The organism is Actinomadura citrea (assembly GCF_013409045.1).
Classification (GTDB): Bacteria; Actinomycetota; Actinomycetes; order Streptosporangiales; family Streptosporangiaceae; genus Spirillospora; species Spirillospora citrea.
Window position 1 is genome coordinate 3,802,576 of record NZ_JACCBT010000001.1, and the last position, 15,975, is coordinate 3,818,550.

Sequence of the window (15,975 nt, forward strand, 5' to 3'; positions counted from 1 at the left end):
TCACTGAGGCCGGTAGCCGTCCATGTACCGGCTCACCTGCTCCGCGTAGGGCCGGGTCCTGGCAGGGACGCCGCCCGTCTTCACCACCGTCGTGGCCGAGGTCCGGTAGGCGGCGGCGAGGTTCAGCGCCGGGTCGCCCGGAAGGTCCTTCAGGTCCTTCCCCCAGTAGCACAGGAACCGCCCCATCGCGGGGATGGACAGCTCCGGCGTGATCTGGGCGGGCCTCGGCTCGGGGTTGTCGAGCCCGCCGGGCTGCCAGAACGCCAGGACGTGCGGAGTCCACCGGGCGATGCCGTACTCGTCGTGCGCCGGGTCGGACAGGTGCGGGTCGAAGCCGCTCTCCGCCTTCAGCATCGCCGCGATCAGCGTCGGGCTCAGCCCGCGCAGCTCGCACCACGTCCCGGCCTGGACGATCAGGTCCCGGTAGCGGGCGGGGACGTCCGATCCCGCCCGCAGCCACTGCCGGTTCCGCTCCTCCGGCGCCGTGCCGCCGTCGCCCCGGTGGGGGAGCCCCATGAACGCGACGGCGGCCAGTGCCACCGCGGCGGCCACCCCGGCTCCCGCGACCGCCCGCCGCCGGCCGCGCGAGCGCTTTCCCAGCGGACGCCTCCTCGGGGTGAACGCGCCGGTGCGCGTCTCCCCGGAGGTTCGCGCCAGTGCCGCCCCGAAGTCCGCCGCCGACGCCCAGCGCTTGTCCCGGTCGGGATGGAGCGCGCGCATCACGGCCGCGCTGACCCCGGGCGAGATCGCGGCCCGGGTCTGACCGGGCGGGCGCGGCGGCACGGCGGGCGGTTCGCCGGTCAGCAGGTGGTGGGTCAGCGCGCCCAGCCCGTAGACGTCCGCGCGGCGGTCCGGCGCGCCGTCCACCAGTGTCTGCTCGGGCGCCATGTATCCGGGCGAGCCGGCGGGGAGCGTCAGCCTCGACAGGTGCTCCCCGGTGCGCGCGATGCCGAGATCGGCGATCATGATGCGCTCGCCGCCGCCGGGCGCGGACCGCAGCAGCACGTTGGACGGCTTCAGGTCGCGGTGCACGATGCCGAGGTCGTGCAGCTCCTGTACACCCCGGATGATCTCCTGCGCGGTGCGCAGGGCCTCGCCCGGCGGGAGCGGCCCGCCGGCGAGCCGCTCGGCCAGCGTGCCGCGGTCGGCGTAGGTCATCACGAAGTAGGGCCGGCCGTCCGGCAGCTCCCCGATGTCGAAGACCTGCACCAGCCGGTGCGAGTCGGCGCGGCGCAGCAGCCGCGCCTCCTGGACGAACCGGTCCCGCACGTCGGTGCGCAGCGTCCAGTGCCCGGCCAGGATCTTGATCGCGACGGGGGAGTCGAGGTCGGGATCGTGCCCCCGCCAGACCGAGGCGAAGCCGCCAGATCCGAGATGGCTGTCGATCCGGTAGCGCCCGGCGGCGATCGGGGTCTCCACGTCTCCTAATCATGAATGACGGACAAGGGGCGGTGCAGTGGCTTTGGGTGAAGGATCAGGTACGGAATGCGGCCGCGGACGATGGAATGCGCTCTCCCGGCCCGGCGTTGTATCGGCCGGATAATGGATCGCCCCACGCGGCGTGTTCCGGCTACGGTGCGAAGGTTGTGGGGTCAGTGGGGCCCGGGGGGCCCGGAACCCTATCCTTGTCGATGGTTATGGGGACGAGTGTGGAATCGCCGCTCGCCGGCCTGCGCGCGCGCCTGCCGCAGTTGATGCTGCGCGACCAGCACCGGCTGCGCCGCAGGATCGACGGCGCCCAGAAGACGCGGGACGCCGCGCGCCGGGCCAGGGTCGCCGAGGAGATCGCCGCCGACGTCGAGGCCGCCGAGCGGCGGGTCGAGCGGCGGCGCCTCGCCGTGCCCGCGATCACCTATCCGGCGCAGCTGCCGGTGTCGAAGAAGAAGGACGACATCCTCGCCGCGATCCGCGACCACCAGGTCGTGATCGTCGCGGGAGAGACCGGCTCCGGCAAGACCACCCAGATTCCCAAGATCTGCCTCGAACTGGGCCGGGGCGTGCTCGGCTCCATCGGCCACACCCAGCCGCGGCGGCTCGCCGCGCGGACGGTCGGCGACCGCATCGCCGAGGAGCTCGGCACCGAGCTCGGCGACGCGGTCGGCTACAAGGTGCGCTTCACCGACCGGTCGAGCGACGACACGCTCGTGAAGCTGATGACCGACGGCATCCTGCTGGCCGAGATCCAGACCGACCGGCTGCTGCGCCAGTACGACACGCTCATCATCGACGAGGCGCACGAGCGCAGCCTGAACATCGACTTCCTCCTCGGCTACATCAGGGAGATCCTGCCCCGGCGCCCCGACCTGAAGGTGATCATCACCTCCGCCACGATCGACCCGGAGCGGTTCTCCGCGCACTTCGGGGACGCGCCGATCGTGGAGGTGTCCGGGCGCACCTATCCGGTCGAGGTCAGGTACCGCCCCGTCACCGACCCGGACGACCCGTCGGCCGACCCCGACCGCGACCAGGTCCAGGCGATCGTCGAGGCGGTCGACGAGCTCGGCCGCGAGGGGCCCGGCGACGTCCTGGTGTTCCTCAGCGGCGAGCGGGAGATCCGCGACACCGCCGACGCGCTCACCAAGCACTTCACCCGGCAGAAGGGGACGACCGAGGTCGTGCCGCTGTACGCGCGGCTGTCGTCGGCCGAGCAGCACCGGGTGTTCCAGCCGCACCGGGGGCGGCGGGTCGTGCTCGCCACCAACGTCGCGGAGACGTCGCTGACGGTCCCCGGCATCAAGTACGTCGTCGACCCCGGCACCGCGCGCATCTCCCGCTACAGCCACCGGCTGAAGGTCCAGCGGCTCCCGATCGAGCCGGTGTCGCAGGCCTCGGCGAACCAGCGCAAGGGCCGCTGCGGCCGCGTCTCCGAGGGCGTGTGCGTCCGGCTGTACTCCGAGGAGGACTTCGAGTCCCGCCCGGAGTTCACCGAGCCGGAGATCCTGCGGACCAACCTCGCGTCGGTCATTCTGCAGATGACCGCGCTCGGCCTCGGCGACATCGCCGCCTTCCCGTTCGTGGAGCCGCCGGACCGCCGCAACGTCAAGGCCGGCGTGGACCTGCTGCACGAGCTCGGCGCGATGGACCCGGCCGAGAAGGACCCGCGCAAGCGCCTCACCGAGCTCGGCCGCCGGCTCGCCCAGCTGCCCGTCGACCCCCGGCTCGGGCGCATGATCCTGGAGGCCGACCGCAACGGCTGCGTCCGCGAGGTCCTGATCATCGCGGCTGCGCTGTCCATCCAGGACCCGCGCGAGCGCCCCGCCGACAACCAGCAGGCCGCCGACGAGAGGCACCGCCGGTTCGCCGACCCCGGCTCCGACTTCCTGGCCTACCTGAACCTGTGGAACCACCTGCGCGAGCAGCAGGCGGAGCTGTCGGGCAGCGCGTTCCGCCGCATGTGCAAGAACGAGTTCCTGCACTACCTGCGCATCCGCGAGTGGCAGGACCTGCACGGCCAGCTCAAGCAGGTCGCAAAGTCGCTCGGCGTCACGCTCAACACCGCCGACGCGCCGCCCGACCGCATCCACACCTCGCTGCTCGCCGGCCTGCTCTCCCACATCGGCCTGATGGACGTCGACAAGAAGGACAAGCAGCGGCGCGGGCAGGAGTACCTCGGCGCCCGGGGCGCGAAGTTCGCGGTGTTCCCGGGGTCGTCGCTGTTCAAGAAGCCGCCGCGCTGGGTGATGTCGGCCGAGCTGGTCGAGACCTCCCGGCTGTGGGGGCGGATCAACGCCCGGATCGAGCCCGAGTGGGTCGAGCCCCTCGCGCAGCACCTGGTGAAGCGCAACTACAGCGAGCCGCACTGGTCGAAGAAGCAGGCGGCCGTCATGGCGCGCGAGAAGGTCACCCTCTACGGGGTCCCGATCGTCGCCGACCGCCGCGTCAACTACGGCGCCATCGACCCGGCGCTGTCACGCGAGCTGTTCATCCGGCACGCGCTCGTCGAGGGCGACTGGGAGACCCACCACCGGTTCTTCCACGACAACCGCGCCCTGCTGGACGAAGTGGAGGAGCTGGAGCACCGCGCCCGGCGCCGCGACATTCTCGTCGACGACGAGACCCTCTTCGACTTCTACGACGCGCGGATCCCCGAGGACGTCGTGTCCGGGCGGCACTTCGACGCCTGGTGGAAGAAGGCCCGGCGCGCCGACCCCGACCTGCTCGGGTTCGAGAAGTCGATGCTCATCAACGAGTCCGCGGGCGGGGTCAGCGAGTCCGACTACCCGGACGTGTGGCAGCAGGGCGCCCTGCGGCTGCGCCTCACCTACCAGTTCGAGCCGGGCACCGACGCCGACGGCGTCACCCTGCACATCCCCGTCCAGGTCCTCAACCAGGTGCGGCCGGCCGGCTTCGACTGGCAGGTGCCGGGCCTGCGCACCGAACTGGTCACCGAGCTGATCCGGTCGCTGCCGAAGCAGCTGCGCGTCAACTTCGTCCCGGCGCCCGACTACGCGCGCAAGATCCTCGACCGCGTCGCACCGCGCACCGAGCCCCTGCTGGACGCCCTGGAGCGCGAGCTGACGGCGATGACGAGCGTGCCGGTCGCACGCGAGGCGTGGGACCCGTCCCGGCTGCCCGCCCACCTGCGCATCACCTTCCGGGTCGTGGACGCGGCAGGCCGGTCCCTCGGCGAGGGCACCGACCTGGACGAACTGAAACGCCGCCTAGCCGGGAAGGTGCGCGGGACGCTGTCCAAGGCGGCGTCCACGATCGAGCGGTCCGGGCTCACCGCGTGGACGCTCGGCGAGCTGCCCCGCACCTATGAGCGCAACCAGGCCGGCTACGACGTCAAGGCCTATCCCGCGCTCACCGACGAGGGCGACACCGTCGCCGTCCGCATGTACGAGACGGAGGCCGAGCAGCGGCGCGCGATGTGGCTCGGCACGCGGCGGCTGATCCTGCTGAACGCGCCGTCGCCGGTGAAGCTCATCCAGGGCCGCCTGACCAACCAGGGCAAGCTGGCGCTCAGCCACAACCCGCACGGCTCCGTCGCGGCGCTGTTCGACGACTGCGTCACCGCCGCCGCCGACCGGCTCATCGCCGAGGCGGGCGGACCCGCGTGGGACGAGGACGGCTACCGCGCCCTGTACGACCGGGTCCGCGCCGACCTGCACGACGCCACGGCCCAGATCGTCGGCCTGGTCGAGCGCGTCCTCGCCGAGGCGCACGAGATCGACCGGCGTCTGCGCGGCACGGCGAGCCTGACCCTGGTCCCGGCGCTCACCGACGTCCGCGGCCACCTCGGCACGCTCGTCCGGCCGGGGTTCGTCACCGCGACCGGCTGGGCCCGGCTGCCGGATCTGCCGCGCTACCTGCGCGCCCTGCAGGTCAGGCTCGACAAGCTCCCCGAGAACCCGGGACGCGACCGCATGCTCGCGCACCAGGTCGAGGTCCTGACGCAGGAGTACGACCAGACCCTGCGCCGGCTCCATCCGGCCCGGCGCGAGGAGGAGCCGGCGCGGCAGATCCGCTGGATGCTGGAGGAGTTGCGGGTCAGCCTCTTCGCCCAGCAGCTCGGCACCCGCTTCCCCGTCTCCGACAAGCGCATCCGCAAGGCGATGGCCCAGCTCTAGGCGGGGGTGCGCGCGAACAGTTCCAGGTGCCCGCACCGGCGGCACCGCAGCGCGTCGATCTGCCAGCGGGGCCGGCCCATGCGCTTGGCCCCGCCGAAGACCCCCTTCTCCAGCGGCCCGAGGATCCAGCGGGCGTAACCGCGGGAGGACTCGCCCGCGTCCTCGATGAAGCCCAATTCGAGGTCGTCGCCCTCGCACTGCGTGCACGTCGGCTGCGTCATGCCGGGAGGGTAGCGGGTCATGCGGGCGCGGGGGGCGGGGGCTGACGCATGATCATATTCGGGTGATACTGGGACATGGCCTCGCGGGAGTACTACCCACCGATCGAGCCGTACGACTCCGGGCTGCTGGACGTCGGCGACGGCAACCGTGTCCACTGGGAGACCTGCGGCAATCCGGAGGGACTGCCCGCGGTGTTCCTGCACGGCGGGCCCGGAGGCGGAGTCCTGCCCGACCACCGGCGGTTCTTCGACCCGTCCCGGTACCGCATCGTGCTGTTCGACCAGCGCAACTGCGGGCGGAGCCTGCCCTGCGCCGGCGACCCGGCGGCGTCCCTCGACCACAACACCACGCCGCACCTGGTGGCCGACATCGAGCGCCTGCGCGAGCACCTGTCGATCGAGAGCTGGCTCGTGTTCGGGGGCAGCTGGGGGAGCACCCTGGCGCTCGCGTACGCGCAGGCGCATCCCGGCCGGGTCAGCGCGATGGTGCTGCGCGGCATCTGGCTCGTCCGCCCGTGGGACGAGGCGTGGGGGCTGGCCGCGACCGGTGCGGCGCGTCTCTTCCCGGCCGAGTGGGAGGCGTTCCGGGACGCGATCCCGCCCGCCGAGCGGGACGACCTGCTGGCCGCCTACGGGCGCCGCGTCGGCCACCCGGACCCGGCCGTCCACGTTCCCGCCGCCCGAGCCTGGGCCGCGTGGGAGCTGACGGCCAACACGCTCCTGCCCGTCCCGCCGCCGGAGCTGGACGACGCGGTGACGGTGGCCTTCGCCCGCATCATGCACCACTACATCGCGAACGGGGGCTTCCTCCCGGCCGGGGGCCTGCTCGCGGGCGTGGACCGCGTCCGGCACATCCCCGCCGTGATCGTGAACGGGCGCTACGACATGAAGACACCGCTGGAGCAGGCGTGGGATCTTCACCGCGCGTGGCCGGAGGCGAGGTTCCACATCGTCGAGGACGCCGGGCACGGCGGCGGCGAGCCCGGCACGCGCGACCGCCTCATCGAGGCCACCGACGCTTTCGCCGCTCACTTCTCCACGAAGTGGGCGCCCCCACATGTACCACCCAAGTCACTGCAGTGACGCGCAGGGGTGCGTAAGGTTCATTCCATGCCTAACAGCGATGAGCGCGACAATAGCGGCCCCCAGGAGATGGCCGCGGCTCCCCAGGGCGCGGTCTCCGAGGGCTCGGCGTACGAGGGCACGGTGTCAGGGGCGCCCGCCGAGACCGCGGTCGCGCGCATGGGCGACCCGGTCACGGTCTGGCCGTGCGCCAACTGCGGTAGGCCCGTCCCGCAGCCGGTCGGCGCCGCCCGCACCGTCCGCTACTGCCAGGACAACGAGGGCGCCTGCGCCCGCGAGGCGCGCGAGCGCCGCGACCGCGGCCGGGACGCGCCGGGCCTCACCGGGCAGGTCGCGTCGGCGTGGGAGCTCGTCGAGCGGATGGAGCGGGCCGCCGACGCGCTCGCCGAGTCGCTGACCTCCGAGCTGAGCGTCGCCGGCGTGGAGCGCCGCGTCGCCGAGGTGCGCGCCGAGGCCGCCCGCGAGCTCGCCATCGCGCAGAGCGAGCGCGACGCCTCCCAGCGCAAGGCCGAGGAGGCGTGGCACGAGGCCGTCTCGTCCCGCAAGCGCGCCGAGACGGCCGAGGGAGACGCCGGGCGCGCCCGCGAGGAGGCCAAGCTCGCCACCGCCAAGCGTGACGCGGCGCAGCAGGCGTGGGAGGAGGCCCACCAGATCGCGCAGCAGTCCATGACGGCCAAGCTCGCGGCCGAGAGCGAGCGCGACCGGGTCGCGGCACGGGAGACCGAGCTGCTCGCCGCGCTGGAGGCCGCGCGGGCCGAGCTCGTCGGCCTGCACGCCAAGCTCGCCGAGGCTGAGGGCGCCGCCGAGGCGCAGCGCGTGGAGGCCGCGGTCGCCAAGCAGGGCGCCGAGGACCTGCGCAACGCCATGCGCGACACCGAGGCCCAGCGGCAGCGCGCCATGCAGGCCGCCAGCAAGGCCGAGGCCGAGCGCACCACCGCCCTGCGCGCGCAGTCGGAGGCCGAGGCGGAGGTCGTCCGCGCCAACGCCCGCGCCGACGAGGCCGCCAAGGAGCGCGAAGCCGCGCAGGCGCAGGCCACGGCCGCGACGGCCGAGCGGGACGAGCTGAACACCAAGGTCAACGACCAGGCGGTGCAGCTGCGGCAGCTGTCGCAGTCGGTCGCCGAGCAGCAGGCCGCGCTCACCGCCCTCGCCGAGGAGCGCGACGCCGCCCGCGCCGAGGCCGACCGCGCCCGGCGCCAGATCGACCAGCTCACCCACAACACGCTCTCGTCGAACTTCCCGCCCGGCGGGCGGATGTCCGGCGGCGGCCACCCGGGGCCCCCGCCCGGCGTGCCGCCCACCGGAGCCCCCGGCACCGCCCCGGCGCCCGGCATGCCGCCGGGCCCGCCCCCGATCGGCGGCCCCTTCCCGGGCGGCACGCCGGCCCGCCCCGGCGCGCCGGTACCCCTCGGGGCCCCCGTCCCGAACCCGCCTCCCGCCCCGAACGGGACGCCGGCCTCGACCACCGGCGGCCATCCCGCCCCGGGCGGCAACCCCCCGGACCAGGGCCGCTCCCTCAACGGTGTCGACTGGGAGGACCCCCTGTTCACCGGTCCCTGACCGACCGGGCCCGGGCGGCCGCGCCGTCCGGGCTCAGCGGAGGCCGACCACGAGGACCAGCGCCAGCGCCAGCGCCGCCACCGAGGCGGACACCAGGACCTGGTCGCGCTTCCTCGCCGCGATCCGCCGCGGCGTGAGAACCCTCCGATGGCCACGCCCCATGTCCACCGCGGCGCGGCGGGCGTGCTCCCAGTAAGCCCCGATGTACACGGTCAGCGCCGCCAGCCCCACGATGAGCAACCCGTCTCCGCGCATCGATCCGCCTCCCGTTTTCCGCGGAAGCTCAGATTGAACAGCGGATCCGGCGCGAGTGACAGTGTCGGACGACACAGTTCGCCGAAACGGGCGGACCCGGGCGGCTGCGCCGTCGGATCGTCGGCCGGACGGTCAGCGCCCGAACGTCTCGGGATCGACCTCGATCCAGATCTGCTCGGCGCGGCCCAGCAGCCGCCCGTCCGCCCCGTACAGGGCGGTCGCCGCGTGCATCTTGCGGCCCTCGCGGCTGCGCGCGAGACCCATCACGACGCATCGCTCGCCGGCTTCCGGCACGTCCATGACCTGCGCCGTCATCGTGCCGAGGACCGCCGGGCGGCCCGCCACGTCGAACGACCAGCCGCCGGGGCAGTCCAGCGCGGCCCACACCAGCTCCCGCTCGGGCACCCGCTCGGGGATCCACGGCGCCGCGACGGTGCCCTCGGAGACGGGCCCCGGTTCGAGCCGCAGCCCGTCGCCGGGTTCGCGCTCCGGCCCGCACACGAAGCAGCCCGGGAACGGGTGGTTCTCCGCCGTCCGGTACTTCTCCGCCGCCGTCAGCGCCTCCTCGAACGGCACCGCCGCGATGGGCGGTACCACGATCGCTCCCGCGAGCGCCTCGGCGACGAGCCGGTCGCCGTCCCACAGCCGCGCGCTGTGCCCGCGCTCGTCCTCGACCGTGACGCGGAGCTCGGTGTCCAGCGGCGGCGGCCGCCGCAGCGTCACCGTCACCGTGTCGATCGGCACCCTCCCCGCCAGGCGCCCCGCCACGTACCCGCCGTTCCCGGACCCGTCCGGCCCGTGGAACCGCCTCTCGATGATCATTTCATGTCCCCCGTGCTCACAACCGCCAAACCAAAACGGGACCGATCATATTGAGCCCCACCGACAACCCACCCCCCGGGGGTAGCCGGGCGCCGCCCGCGCTACACCGCCCGGGAAGGCTGCGGCCTGCCCGGACGGGTGGTGAAGAAGACCGAGAGGGAGCCCCGCAGGCGGGCCCGGGCGGTGTCCTCGTCGACGGGACCGTCCGCGGGGACGGGGGTGCGGTCGAGGGCCCGGTCGATGAGAAGGTCGACGTTGCGGTCGGCGACGAGGACGGAGCACGTGTCGCACCCGTACCAGGGATAGAGCATGTTGAGAACGGCCACGGCGGTGTCGTCGTCCGACAGGTGCGTGGTGTCCAGCTCGACCTCGAACATGTCGGTGTCGTCGGGGTCGAGCGTGGGGTAGTAGAGCCAGCGCGGCGCGGCCACGCCGCAGAAGTCGCACACCTGGTCGAGCGGGGCGGGCTCGCCGACCGCGAGCTCGAGCTCGTGGTCCCACGGCTCCACCCGCCGGTTGTGGCGGTAGCCGACGCCGTCGAGCGAGCCTTCGCGGTTGTGCGTCACGTCGTGCACCTCGCCGCCGCAGCGGGCGCACATGAAGCCGAGGTCCTCCATGTCCCTCCCCGATCGCTGAGGCACCGGCTCTCACAGTATCCGTCCGGACGCCTCGCTCGTACCAGGCCGCGGCGTTCGGGTACGTTGAGGACCCTTCACCGACGCATCCGCCCCGGCGACCCCGGTCTCCCGCGTCCGCACGCCGCACATCCATCCGCGTGCCCTCATTCCGTGCTCTCGAACGGGAGGTCCCGTGCCCGATGTCGTGCTGAACGCCGACAAGATCGATCTGGTGCGCGAGCGGCGGCCGCTGCTCGACCGCGTCACGCTGACGGTGCTGCGCGGCGAGCACTGGGCGCTGATCGGCCCGAACGGGGCCGGCAAGAGCACGCTGCTCGGCATCCTCGGCGCCTACACCCACCCGACGCGCGGCACGGCGGAGATCCTCGGGCGCCGGCTCGGCCGCGTGGACGTCCGGGAGCTGCGCAGGCTGATCGGGCAGGTCGACCCGCGCCACCCCCTGGAGTCGGCGCGGACGGTGCGCGAGATCGTCCTGACCGGCGTGACGGGCACCATCGAGCTGGTGCCCCGCTGGACGCCGGCCGCGGAGGACCTGCGCCGGGCGGACGAGCTGATCGCGCTGATGGGCCTCACGCCCCGCACGGACGCCCGCTGGCCGAACCTGTCGCAGGGGGAGCGGGGACGCACGCTGATCGCGCGGGCGCTGATGCCCGACCCGCCGCTGCTGCTGCTCGACGAGCCCGCCACGGGGCTGGACGTCGCCGCCCGTGAGCGGCTGCTCGCCGGCCTCGACCAGCTGCGCGCCGGGCGGCCCGACCTGACCACCGTGCTCGTCACGCACCATCTGGAGGAGCTGCCCGTCAGCACCAGCCACGCGCTGCTGCTGCGCGAGGGCAGGGTGCTCGCCTCCGGCCCGGCCGACGACGTCCTCACGACCGAGCTGGTCAGCGCGTGCTTCGACCATCCGATCACCATCAGCCGGAACCGCGGGCGCTGGGCCGCGACCGCCGGACGAGCCTGACCGGCCCCTCCCGAGCGCCGGCGGTTCCCCGGGCTAGCCGCCGGCGACGCGGTGCTTGGCCAGGTGGGCCAGGACCGACTGGTTCGCCTCCCACCCGTCCGGGAACTTGACCGGCACGCCGAGGTGCACCGGCTCGGCGGACGGATGCGCGTCCAGCAGTTCGGGGATGCCCGCCCGCGCCACCACGACGCACGCGTGGCGGTGCCGCGACGCCAGCACGCACAGCCGCCCCGACTCCAGGTGGAACGCGGTCGCGTCGCGGCGCCCCGACAGCGGGTGCAGCACGACCGTCACGTCGTACTCGCGGCCCTGGAGCCGGTTGGCGGTGTCGACGGTGATGCCCTCGCCGTGCGGCCCGAGCGCGGCGCGGATCGCGGTGACCTGGTCGCGGTGGGCCGCGCCGATCGCGACGCGCGCGGCGTCCACCGGGTCAGAGCCCAGCTCGGAGTGGGCGACGGGGCCGCGTTGCAGCAGCCGGACGGCGAGCGCCGCCGTCGCGCGGACGGCTTCGGCGTCGGTGCGCAGCGTGTGCCGGGCGGGCAGCTCGTAGAGGGCCCAGCCGGTGGCCGCCGCCTCTTCGAGCGCGTGGTCGTAGGTGGTGCCCATGCCGCGCGCGGCGAACTCCAGCCTCCGGTCGCCCGGCCCCGTCCCGGCGCGGAATCCGGTGAACGGGTAGAACGCCTCCGAGACCACCGGCGCCGCCGACGCGGGCAGCCGCCATGACACCGGCAGCCGGTGGACGGGAAGCTCCGGGTTGTGCGCCAGCAGGACCGACACGGCGCTGCGCATCGGGTCCCAGGTCAGGCCCGCCCAGCGTTCGACCTCGACGGTGGAGAACGGGTCGAGCTGGCCGGGGTCGCCGACGAACAGCGCCCGCTCGAACCGCCCGGCGATGCGCAGCAGCAGGTCCGAGCGCATCTGGTACGCCTCGTCCACGATCGCCCACGGCCACGACCCCTCCGAGAGCGTGGCCCACTTCGCGCCCGTCGCGATGACGACGGTGTGCTCGGCGAGGTCGTCGGCCTTCTGCGCCACCCGTACCGACGGGTGCGCCATGACCCGCTCGGACGGCAGGTAGCCCGACGCCGACAGCCGTCCCAGCGTGATGCCGGGGTGCTTCGCGGCGATCCGGTCGATGAGGTCGTCGACCTGCTCGTTGGTCTGCGCCACGATCATCAGCCGCTCGCCGGCCTCGGCCAGGTGCGCGGCCGCGCGGACCACCAGCGTCGACTTGCCCGCGCCCGGCGGGGAGTCGACCACCACGCCGCGGTGCCCGCCGCCGAGGTCGGCCAGGACGCCGTCCACGACCCGCGCCGCGGCGACGCCGGGATCGAGGGACGGCTCCGGGTCCCGCGCCGCCACCGGCGCCAGGTGACGGCCCGCGTATCCGGTCACGACCATTCCTCTTCGGCGTCCTCGTCGGTCGGCACGTACTCGACGGGCGGCCCGCCGTGCGTCCACGGCGTGTCCTCCCGGTCGGGGAACCTCGCCGCGCCGAACGAGCCCTCCGTCAGCGAGGTGAAGCACACCCGGTCGCCGACCTCGGGCACGGAGCCCGCCTCGGGGGTGAGCTTGCGGCCCATCCCGCCGGTCAGCTCCAGCAGCACGCCGCCGTCGTCCAACTCCACGATCCTCCCCTTGAGCGCCGGTCTGGCGGCACTGCACACGGTCGTGCCGGCGTCCAGCCGCACCGGGTCCCGGGTGCCGACCCGCAGCAGCGGGCGCAGCTTCGGCCGCTTGCCCGTCTCGTCCAGCCGGGCGGGGTCGCACTCGGTGACCGTCCCCCCGAACGCCTGGCCGGCCAGCCGGTGCTCGGCCATCACCAGGGGGTCGTCGAACGCTCGCTGCGCGTCGTAGGCGTCCTGCGCGCGTTCGAGGTCGTGCAGCCGCCGCGCCGCGCGGACGGGCGGGTCTCGGCGCGCCTGAGGATACGCCTCGCCGAACGTCTGGTGGTAATAGGTGAAGGCGTCCCGGTCGCGCTCCCAGCGGCGCGGGACGCTCGCCCCCTCCGGCAGCGCGCGCAGCAGCCCGACGGCCCGCCACATCAGCTCCCAGGTCGGGGTCAGCTGGCTCGCGACCGCGGCGCGCAGCCGCTCCTCGGTGGCGGGGGCCCCGCCCGACCGGTCGTAGGCGGCGATCGCGGGGGCGAGGACCTCGTTGTCGAAGGTCGGGTCGGTCGTCGGGCCCGCGGGCGGGCAGACGACGGGGTCCTCGGCGCGGGCCGCCGCGGCCGGGCCGTCGAGGCCGTCCGGCGGCTCGATCCAGCCGATCAGCGCGGCGAGGTTGCCGTCCTCCAGCGAGCTCTGCCCGGTCGCCCAGTGCAGCCGCAGCAGCTCCGTCACCGCCCCGAGCAGGGACGACCCCGGATGGTCGTGGCGGTCGGCGAACCAGGTCAGCCATCGGCCGAGCACCGGCACCGCCGGGTCCACCGCGTACGGGCCCTCGGTGCTGCGGAACCGCGTCGACCGGCCCACCATCCGCAGGAACGCGACGCCGCCCCGGTTCGGCACGAGCAGCTGCGGCGCGTCCCCGTACCGGATCCGCTCCTCCCCGTCCTTGCCGGGCGGCAGTTCCTCCACCGGGCCCCGGCTCGTCTCGATGTGGTTCAGCACGAGCTTGGCGAGGGTCGCCGCGAAGGCGAACCGCAGGTCGCGGTTGCGCGGCTGCGGGACCACGAGCACCGTCGCGTCGTCCGGCGCGCTGCCGAGCATCACGGCCAGCGGTGCCGCCGCCTCCCCGGCGAGCTTCAGTGGGACGAGCACGAGCGGGGCGCCGGAGACATGACAGTGCCGCACGGTCGCGAGCGGCTGCGCGATCCCGGCGGACACCGCCTGCAACCGCGCGAGCGAGGACAGCGCAGTCATGGGCGGATCACGCGGCCCCGTGCAGCGCCTCGTCGCGCAGACGGGCCGCGGCGCGCAGCTGCTCGGCCGTCTCGGCCAGGTCGTCGGAGGGATGCAGCGACCCGTCCGCCAGCGCGAGCGCGGCGCCGATCGTGTCGACGCCGCCGAGGTCGTCGCGGACGGACCGGCCGAGCGCGCCCGTCGCGCCGCACGCCCGCGCCTCGTCCCGGCAGAACAGCGCCATCTCGCAGCCCGCCATGCACTCGGGCGCGTACCGCGCCTCGACGGCCCGCACGGACTCCGCGAGCGCCTCCCCGGGCTCGAACGACAGGTCGTCCGGCAGTTCGGCGAGGATGGCGTCGACGCGGGTGAGGCGCGTGAGCTGCCGTTCCAGGACGGCGAGCTGCGGCCGCACGTCCAGCGGCGTCGCCGTGGGACGGTTCGAGAAGTTCTCCGGGCAGACGAGGAACACCTCGTGCGACACGCGCGCCGGGTCGTGCCCGAGCTCCGCCGCCAGCCGCCGCAGCGCCAGCACGTACACCGCCGACTGGCGGGCCGCCGCCGCGACCTGCTCCGGCTCGGCCTGCCCGTCCACGACCGCGAACGACTTGATCTCGATGACGTGCATCCGGCCTTCGAGCTGGAACGCGATCACGTCCGGTTCCAGGTAGGCGGGCCGCCCGCCGATCTCCAGCCGCAGCAGCGGATGGTCGAACAGCGTCCCCTCGCCGGTCTCCAGCGCGCGGGCGACCAGCCGCCGCGTGCGCGAGTGCCGCAGCTCCCGGCCCTCGTTGCCCGCGACCACCTCAAGGTCGTCGTAGGCGACCTCGGGAACGGCGAGGCCGATCCGCTCGCGCAGCAGTGTCAGCAGCTCCGCGCAGCCGTCCGCCTTCACCTGCGCCTCGAACGCGTTCCCGCGCGTTATCGCGAACTGGGACTGGCCGAACGGCGCGGGGAACCCCAGTGCGCGCGCCACCGCGTCCTTGTCGACTCCCGCCGCGTCCATCACCCCGCGGCGGGCGCAGCCCGGATTGGACGTGAGCGCGGCGATCGTGCGGGCGTCGTGGTTGCGCGGGGGCGCGTCGCCGCGCAGCCGGTCCAGGTCCGGCGCGGTGTCGGTCATCGGTCCGTCTCTCCGTTGATGGCGGGGCGCCGGCCGGGATCCCGCAGGGCCCGCAGCCGGGTGCCGAACAGCCGTTCGGCGTCGTCGAGCCGCTCCCGGGCGCGTGCCGCGGCCGACTCGCGCCGCCGCCGGTCCGGGTCGCGGTGCACGTCCAGCTCGGCCCGGGCGGCCTCGGCGAGCACGGCCGGATCGACTGTACCGACCGTACCGGTGACCGCACCGGGAATGTTGGACGCGAAACGCCACAGGAGCCGCTGCACGTCCGGCGACGGCGTCCCGCGCCCGGCGTGCTCGGCCAGCCGCAGCGCGCAGGTGAGGAAGTCGGTGCGCGGGCTGAGGGGCCCGACGATGCGCTGCTCCAGCGGCCACGTGCTCACGGTGAGCAGCCCGCGCGCGGGCGCGAGCAGGTCGGCGGTCAGCGCGGCGCACAGGTAGTACGGGCGCGCGTACGGGGCGGTGCGGAAGGAGCGCTCCTCGTCGCGGCGCAGGCTCGTCAGGCGGCTCCCCGGGATCCGGCCGGGGAAGAACGCCGCGTACACCGACCCGATCAGCTTCGGCGCGGCGGGCGCCCCGAGCAGGGTGAGCGCCTGGTGGACCTGCTCCCGGACGGGCAGCAGGCCGCGCGGGCCGTCGTCCTCGTCGCGGCGGCCGCCGGACCCGGTGGTGTCGCCGAGGACGGCGTCGTCCCACGCGGTCTCGGTGCTGCGCAGCTCAGAGCGCAGCTCGCGGGCCCGTGCCCGGTCGCCGGCGGCCATGGCCCGGCGCACGGCTGCGCGCAGCTCGGCGATGCGCGTCTCCAGCTCGTCGGGGGACGGGACGCCGGGGGACCGGGACATGCGGCAGACAGTACAGGTACTTCCCGACACTTCCAGTGTTTTCCAGTTTTGTGGTGTCAGGCG

13 protein-coding genes are annotated in these 15,975 nt (G+C 74.2%); 4 read left to right on the plus strand and 9 right to left on the minus strand.

Annotated features, from left to right (window positions below):
- Complete coding sequence (locus tag BJ999_RS17905) at positions 1-1,419, minus strand: serine/threonine-protein kinase (RefSeq protein WP_179834351.1); 1,419 nt, start codon at positions 1,417-1,419, stop codon at positions 1-3.
- A 218-nt stretch (positions 1,420-1,637) separates the two neighbouring features.
- Here BJ999_RS17905 and hrpA point away from each other — a divergent pair, with 218 nt between their 5' ends.
- A complete protein-coding gene (gene hrpA / locus BJ999_RS17910) occupies positions 1,638-5,570 on the plus strand; it encodes an ATP-dependent RNA helicase HrpA (protein ID WP_179834352.1) in 3,933 nt (1,310 codons plus the stop codon).
- On the opposite strand, the gene BJ999_RS17915 is transcribed toward hrpA, so the two are convergent.
- Entirely contained in the window at positions 5,567-5,791 is a 225-nt protein-coding gene (locus BJ999_RS17915; protein WP_179834353.1) for a hypothetical protein, read from the minus strand. The genes hrpA and BJ999_RS17915 overlap by 4 nt on opposite strands.
- A gap of 75 nt (positions 5,792-5,866) precedes the next feature.
- On the opposite strand from BJ999_RS17915, the gene pip reads away from it, so the two are divergent.
- The gene (pip, locus tag BJ999_RS17920; protein WP_179834354.1) at positions 5,867-6,874 is read left to right on the plus strand and encodes a prolyl aminopeptidase; all 1,008 of its coding nucleotides are present in this window, start codon (positions 5,867-5,869) and stop codon (positions 6,872-6,874) included.
- A gap of 27 nt (positions 6,875-6,901) precedes the next feature.
- A complete protein-coding gene (locus BJ999_RS17925) occupies positions 6,902-8,434 on the plus strand; it encodes a coiled-coil domain-containing protein (protein WP_179834355.1) in 1,533 nt (510 codons plus the stop codon).
- Positions 8,435-8,467: 33 nt separating this feature from the next.
- On the opposite strand, the gene BJ999_RS17930 is transcribed toward BJ999_RS17925, so the two are convergent.
- The 3 genes from BJ999_RS17930 to BJ999_RS17940 form a co-directional block, all read right to left on the minus strand.
- Positions 8,468-8,689: a hypothetical protein gene (locus tag BJ999_RS17930; protein ID WP_179834356.1), complete on the minus strand. Its 222-nt coding sequence runs from the start codon at positions 8,687-8,689 to the stop codon at positions 8,468-8,470.
- 132 nt (positions 8,690-8,821) lie between these two features.
- Positions 8,822-9,511, minus strand: coding sequence for a thioesterase family protein (locus tag BJ999_RS17935; RefSeq protein ID WP_179834357.1), 690 nt, complete (start codon positions 9,509-9,511; stop codon positions 8,822-8,824).
- A gap of 101 nt (positions 9,512-9,612) precedes the next feature.
- Positions 9,613-10,128 (minus strand): hypothetical protein, encoded by a 516-nt coding sequence (locus tag BJ999_RS17940; RefSeq protein ID WP_179834358.1) that lies wholly within the window; start codon positions 10,126-10,128, stop codon positions 9,613-9,615.
- 193 nt (positions 10,129-10,321) lie between these two features.
- On the opposite strand from BJ999_RS17940, the gene BJ999_RS17945 reads away from it, so the two are divergent.
- Positions 10,322-11,110: an ABC transporter ATP-binding protein gene (locus tag BJ999_RS17945; protein ID WP_179834359.1), complete on the plus strand. Its 789-nt coding sequence runs from the start codon at positions 10,322-10,324 to the stop codon at positions 11,108-11,110.
- Between the two features lie 33 nt (positions 11,111-11,143).
- Here BJ999_RS17945 and BJ999_RS17950 read toward each other — a convergent pair whose 3' ends face one another.
- The 4 genes from BJ999_RS17950 to BJ999_RS17965 are packed head-to-tail and all read right to left on the minus strand — an operon-like array spanning position 11,144 to position 15,912.
- Entirely contained in the window at positions 11,144-12,472 is a 1,329-nt protein-coding gene (locus BJ999_RS17950; protein ID WP_373292894.1) for an AAA family ATPase, read from the minus strand.
- Between the two features lie 29 nt (positions 12,473-12,501).
- Positions 12,502-13,974 carry a hypothetical protein gene (locus BJ999_RS17955; protein ID WP_179834361.1) on the minus strand — a complete coding sequence of 491 codons (1,473 nt, stop codon included), beginning with the start codon at positions 13,972-13,974 and terminating at the stop codon, positions 12,502-12,504.
- Positions 13,975-13,981: 7 nt separating this feature from the next.
- Positions 13,982-15,076, minus strand: a complete 1,095-nt coding sequence (locus BJ999_RS17960) for a hypothetical protein (RefSeq protein WP_179834362.1) — start codon at positions 15,074-15,076, stop codon at positions 13,982-13,984.
- Positions 15,073-15,912, minus strand: coding sequence for a hypothetical protein (locus BJ999_RS17965; protein ID WP_179834363.1), 840 nt, complete (start codon positions 15,910-15,912; stop codon positions 15,073-15,075). The genes BJ999_RS17960 and BJ999_RS17965 overlap by 4 nt, the downstream gene beginning before the upstream one ends.
- Positions 15,913-15,975 lie beyond the last annotated feature (63 nt).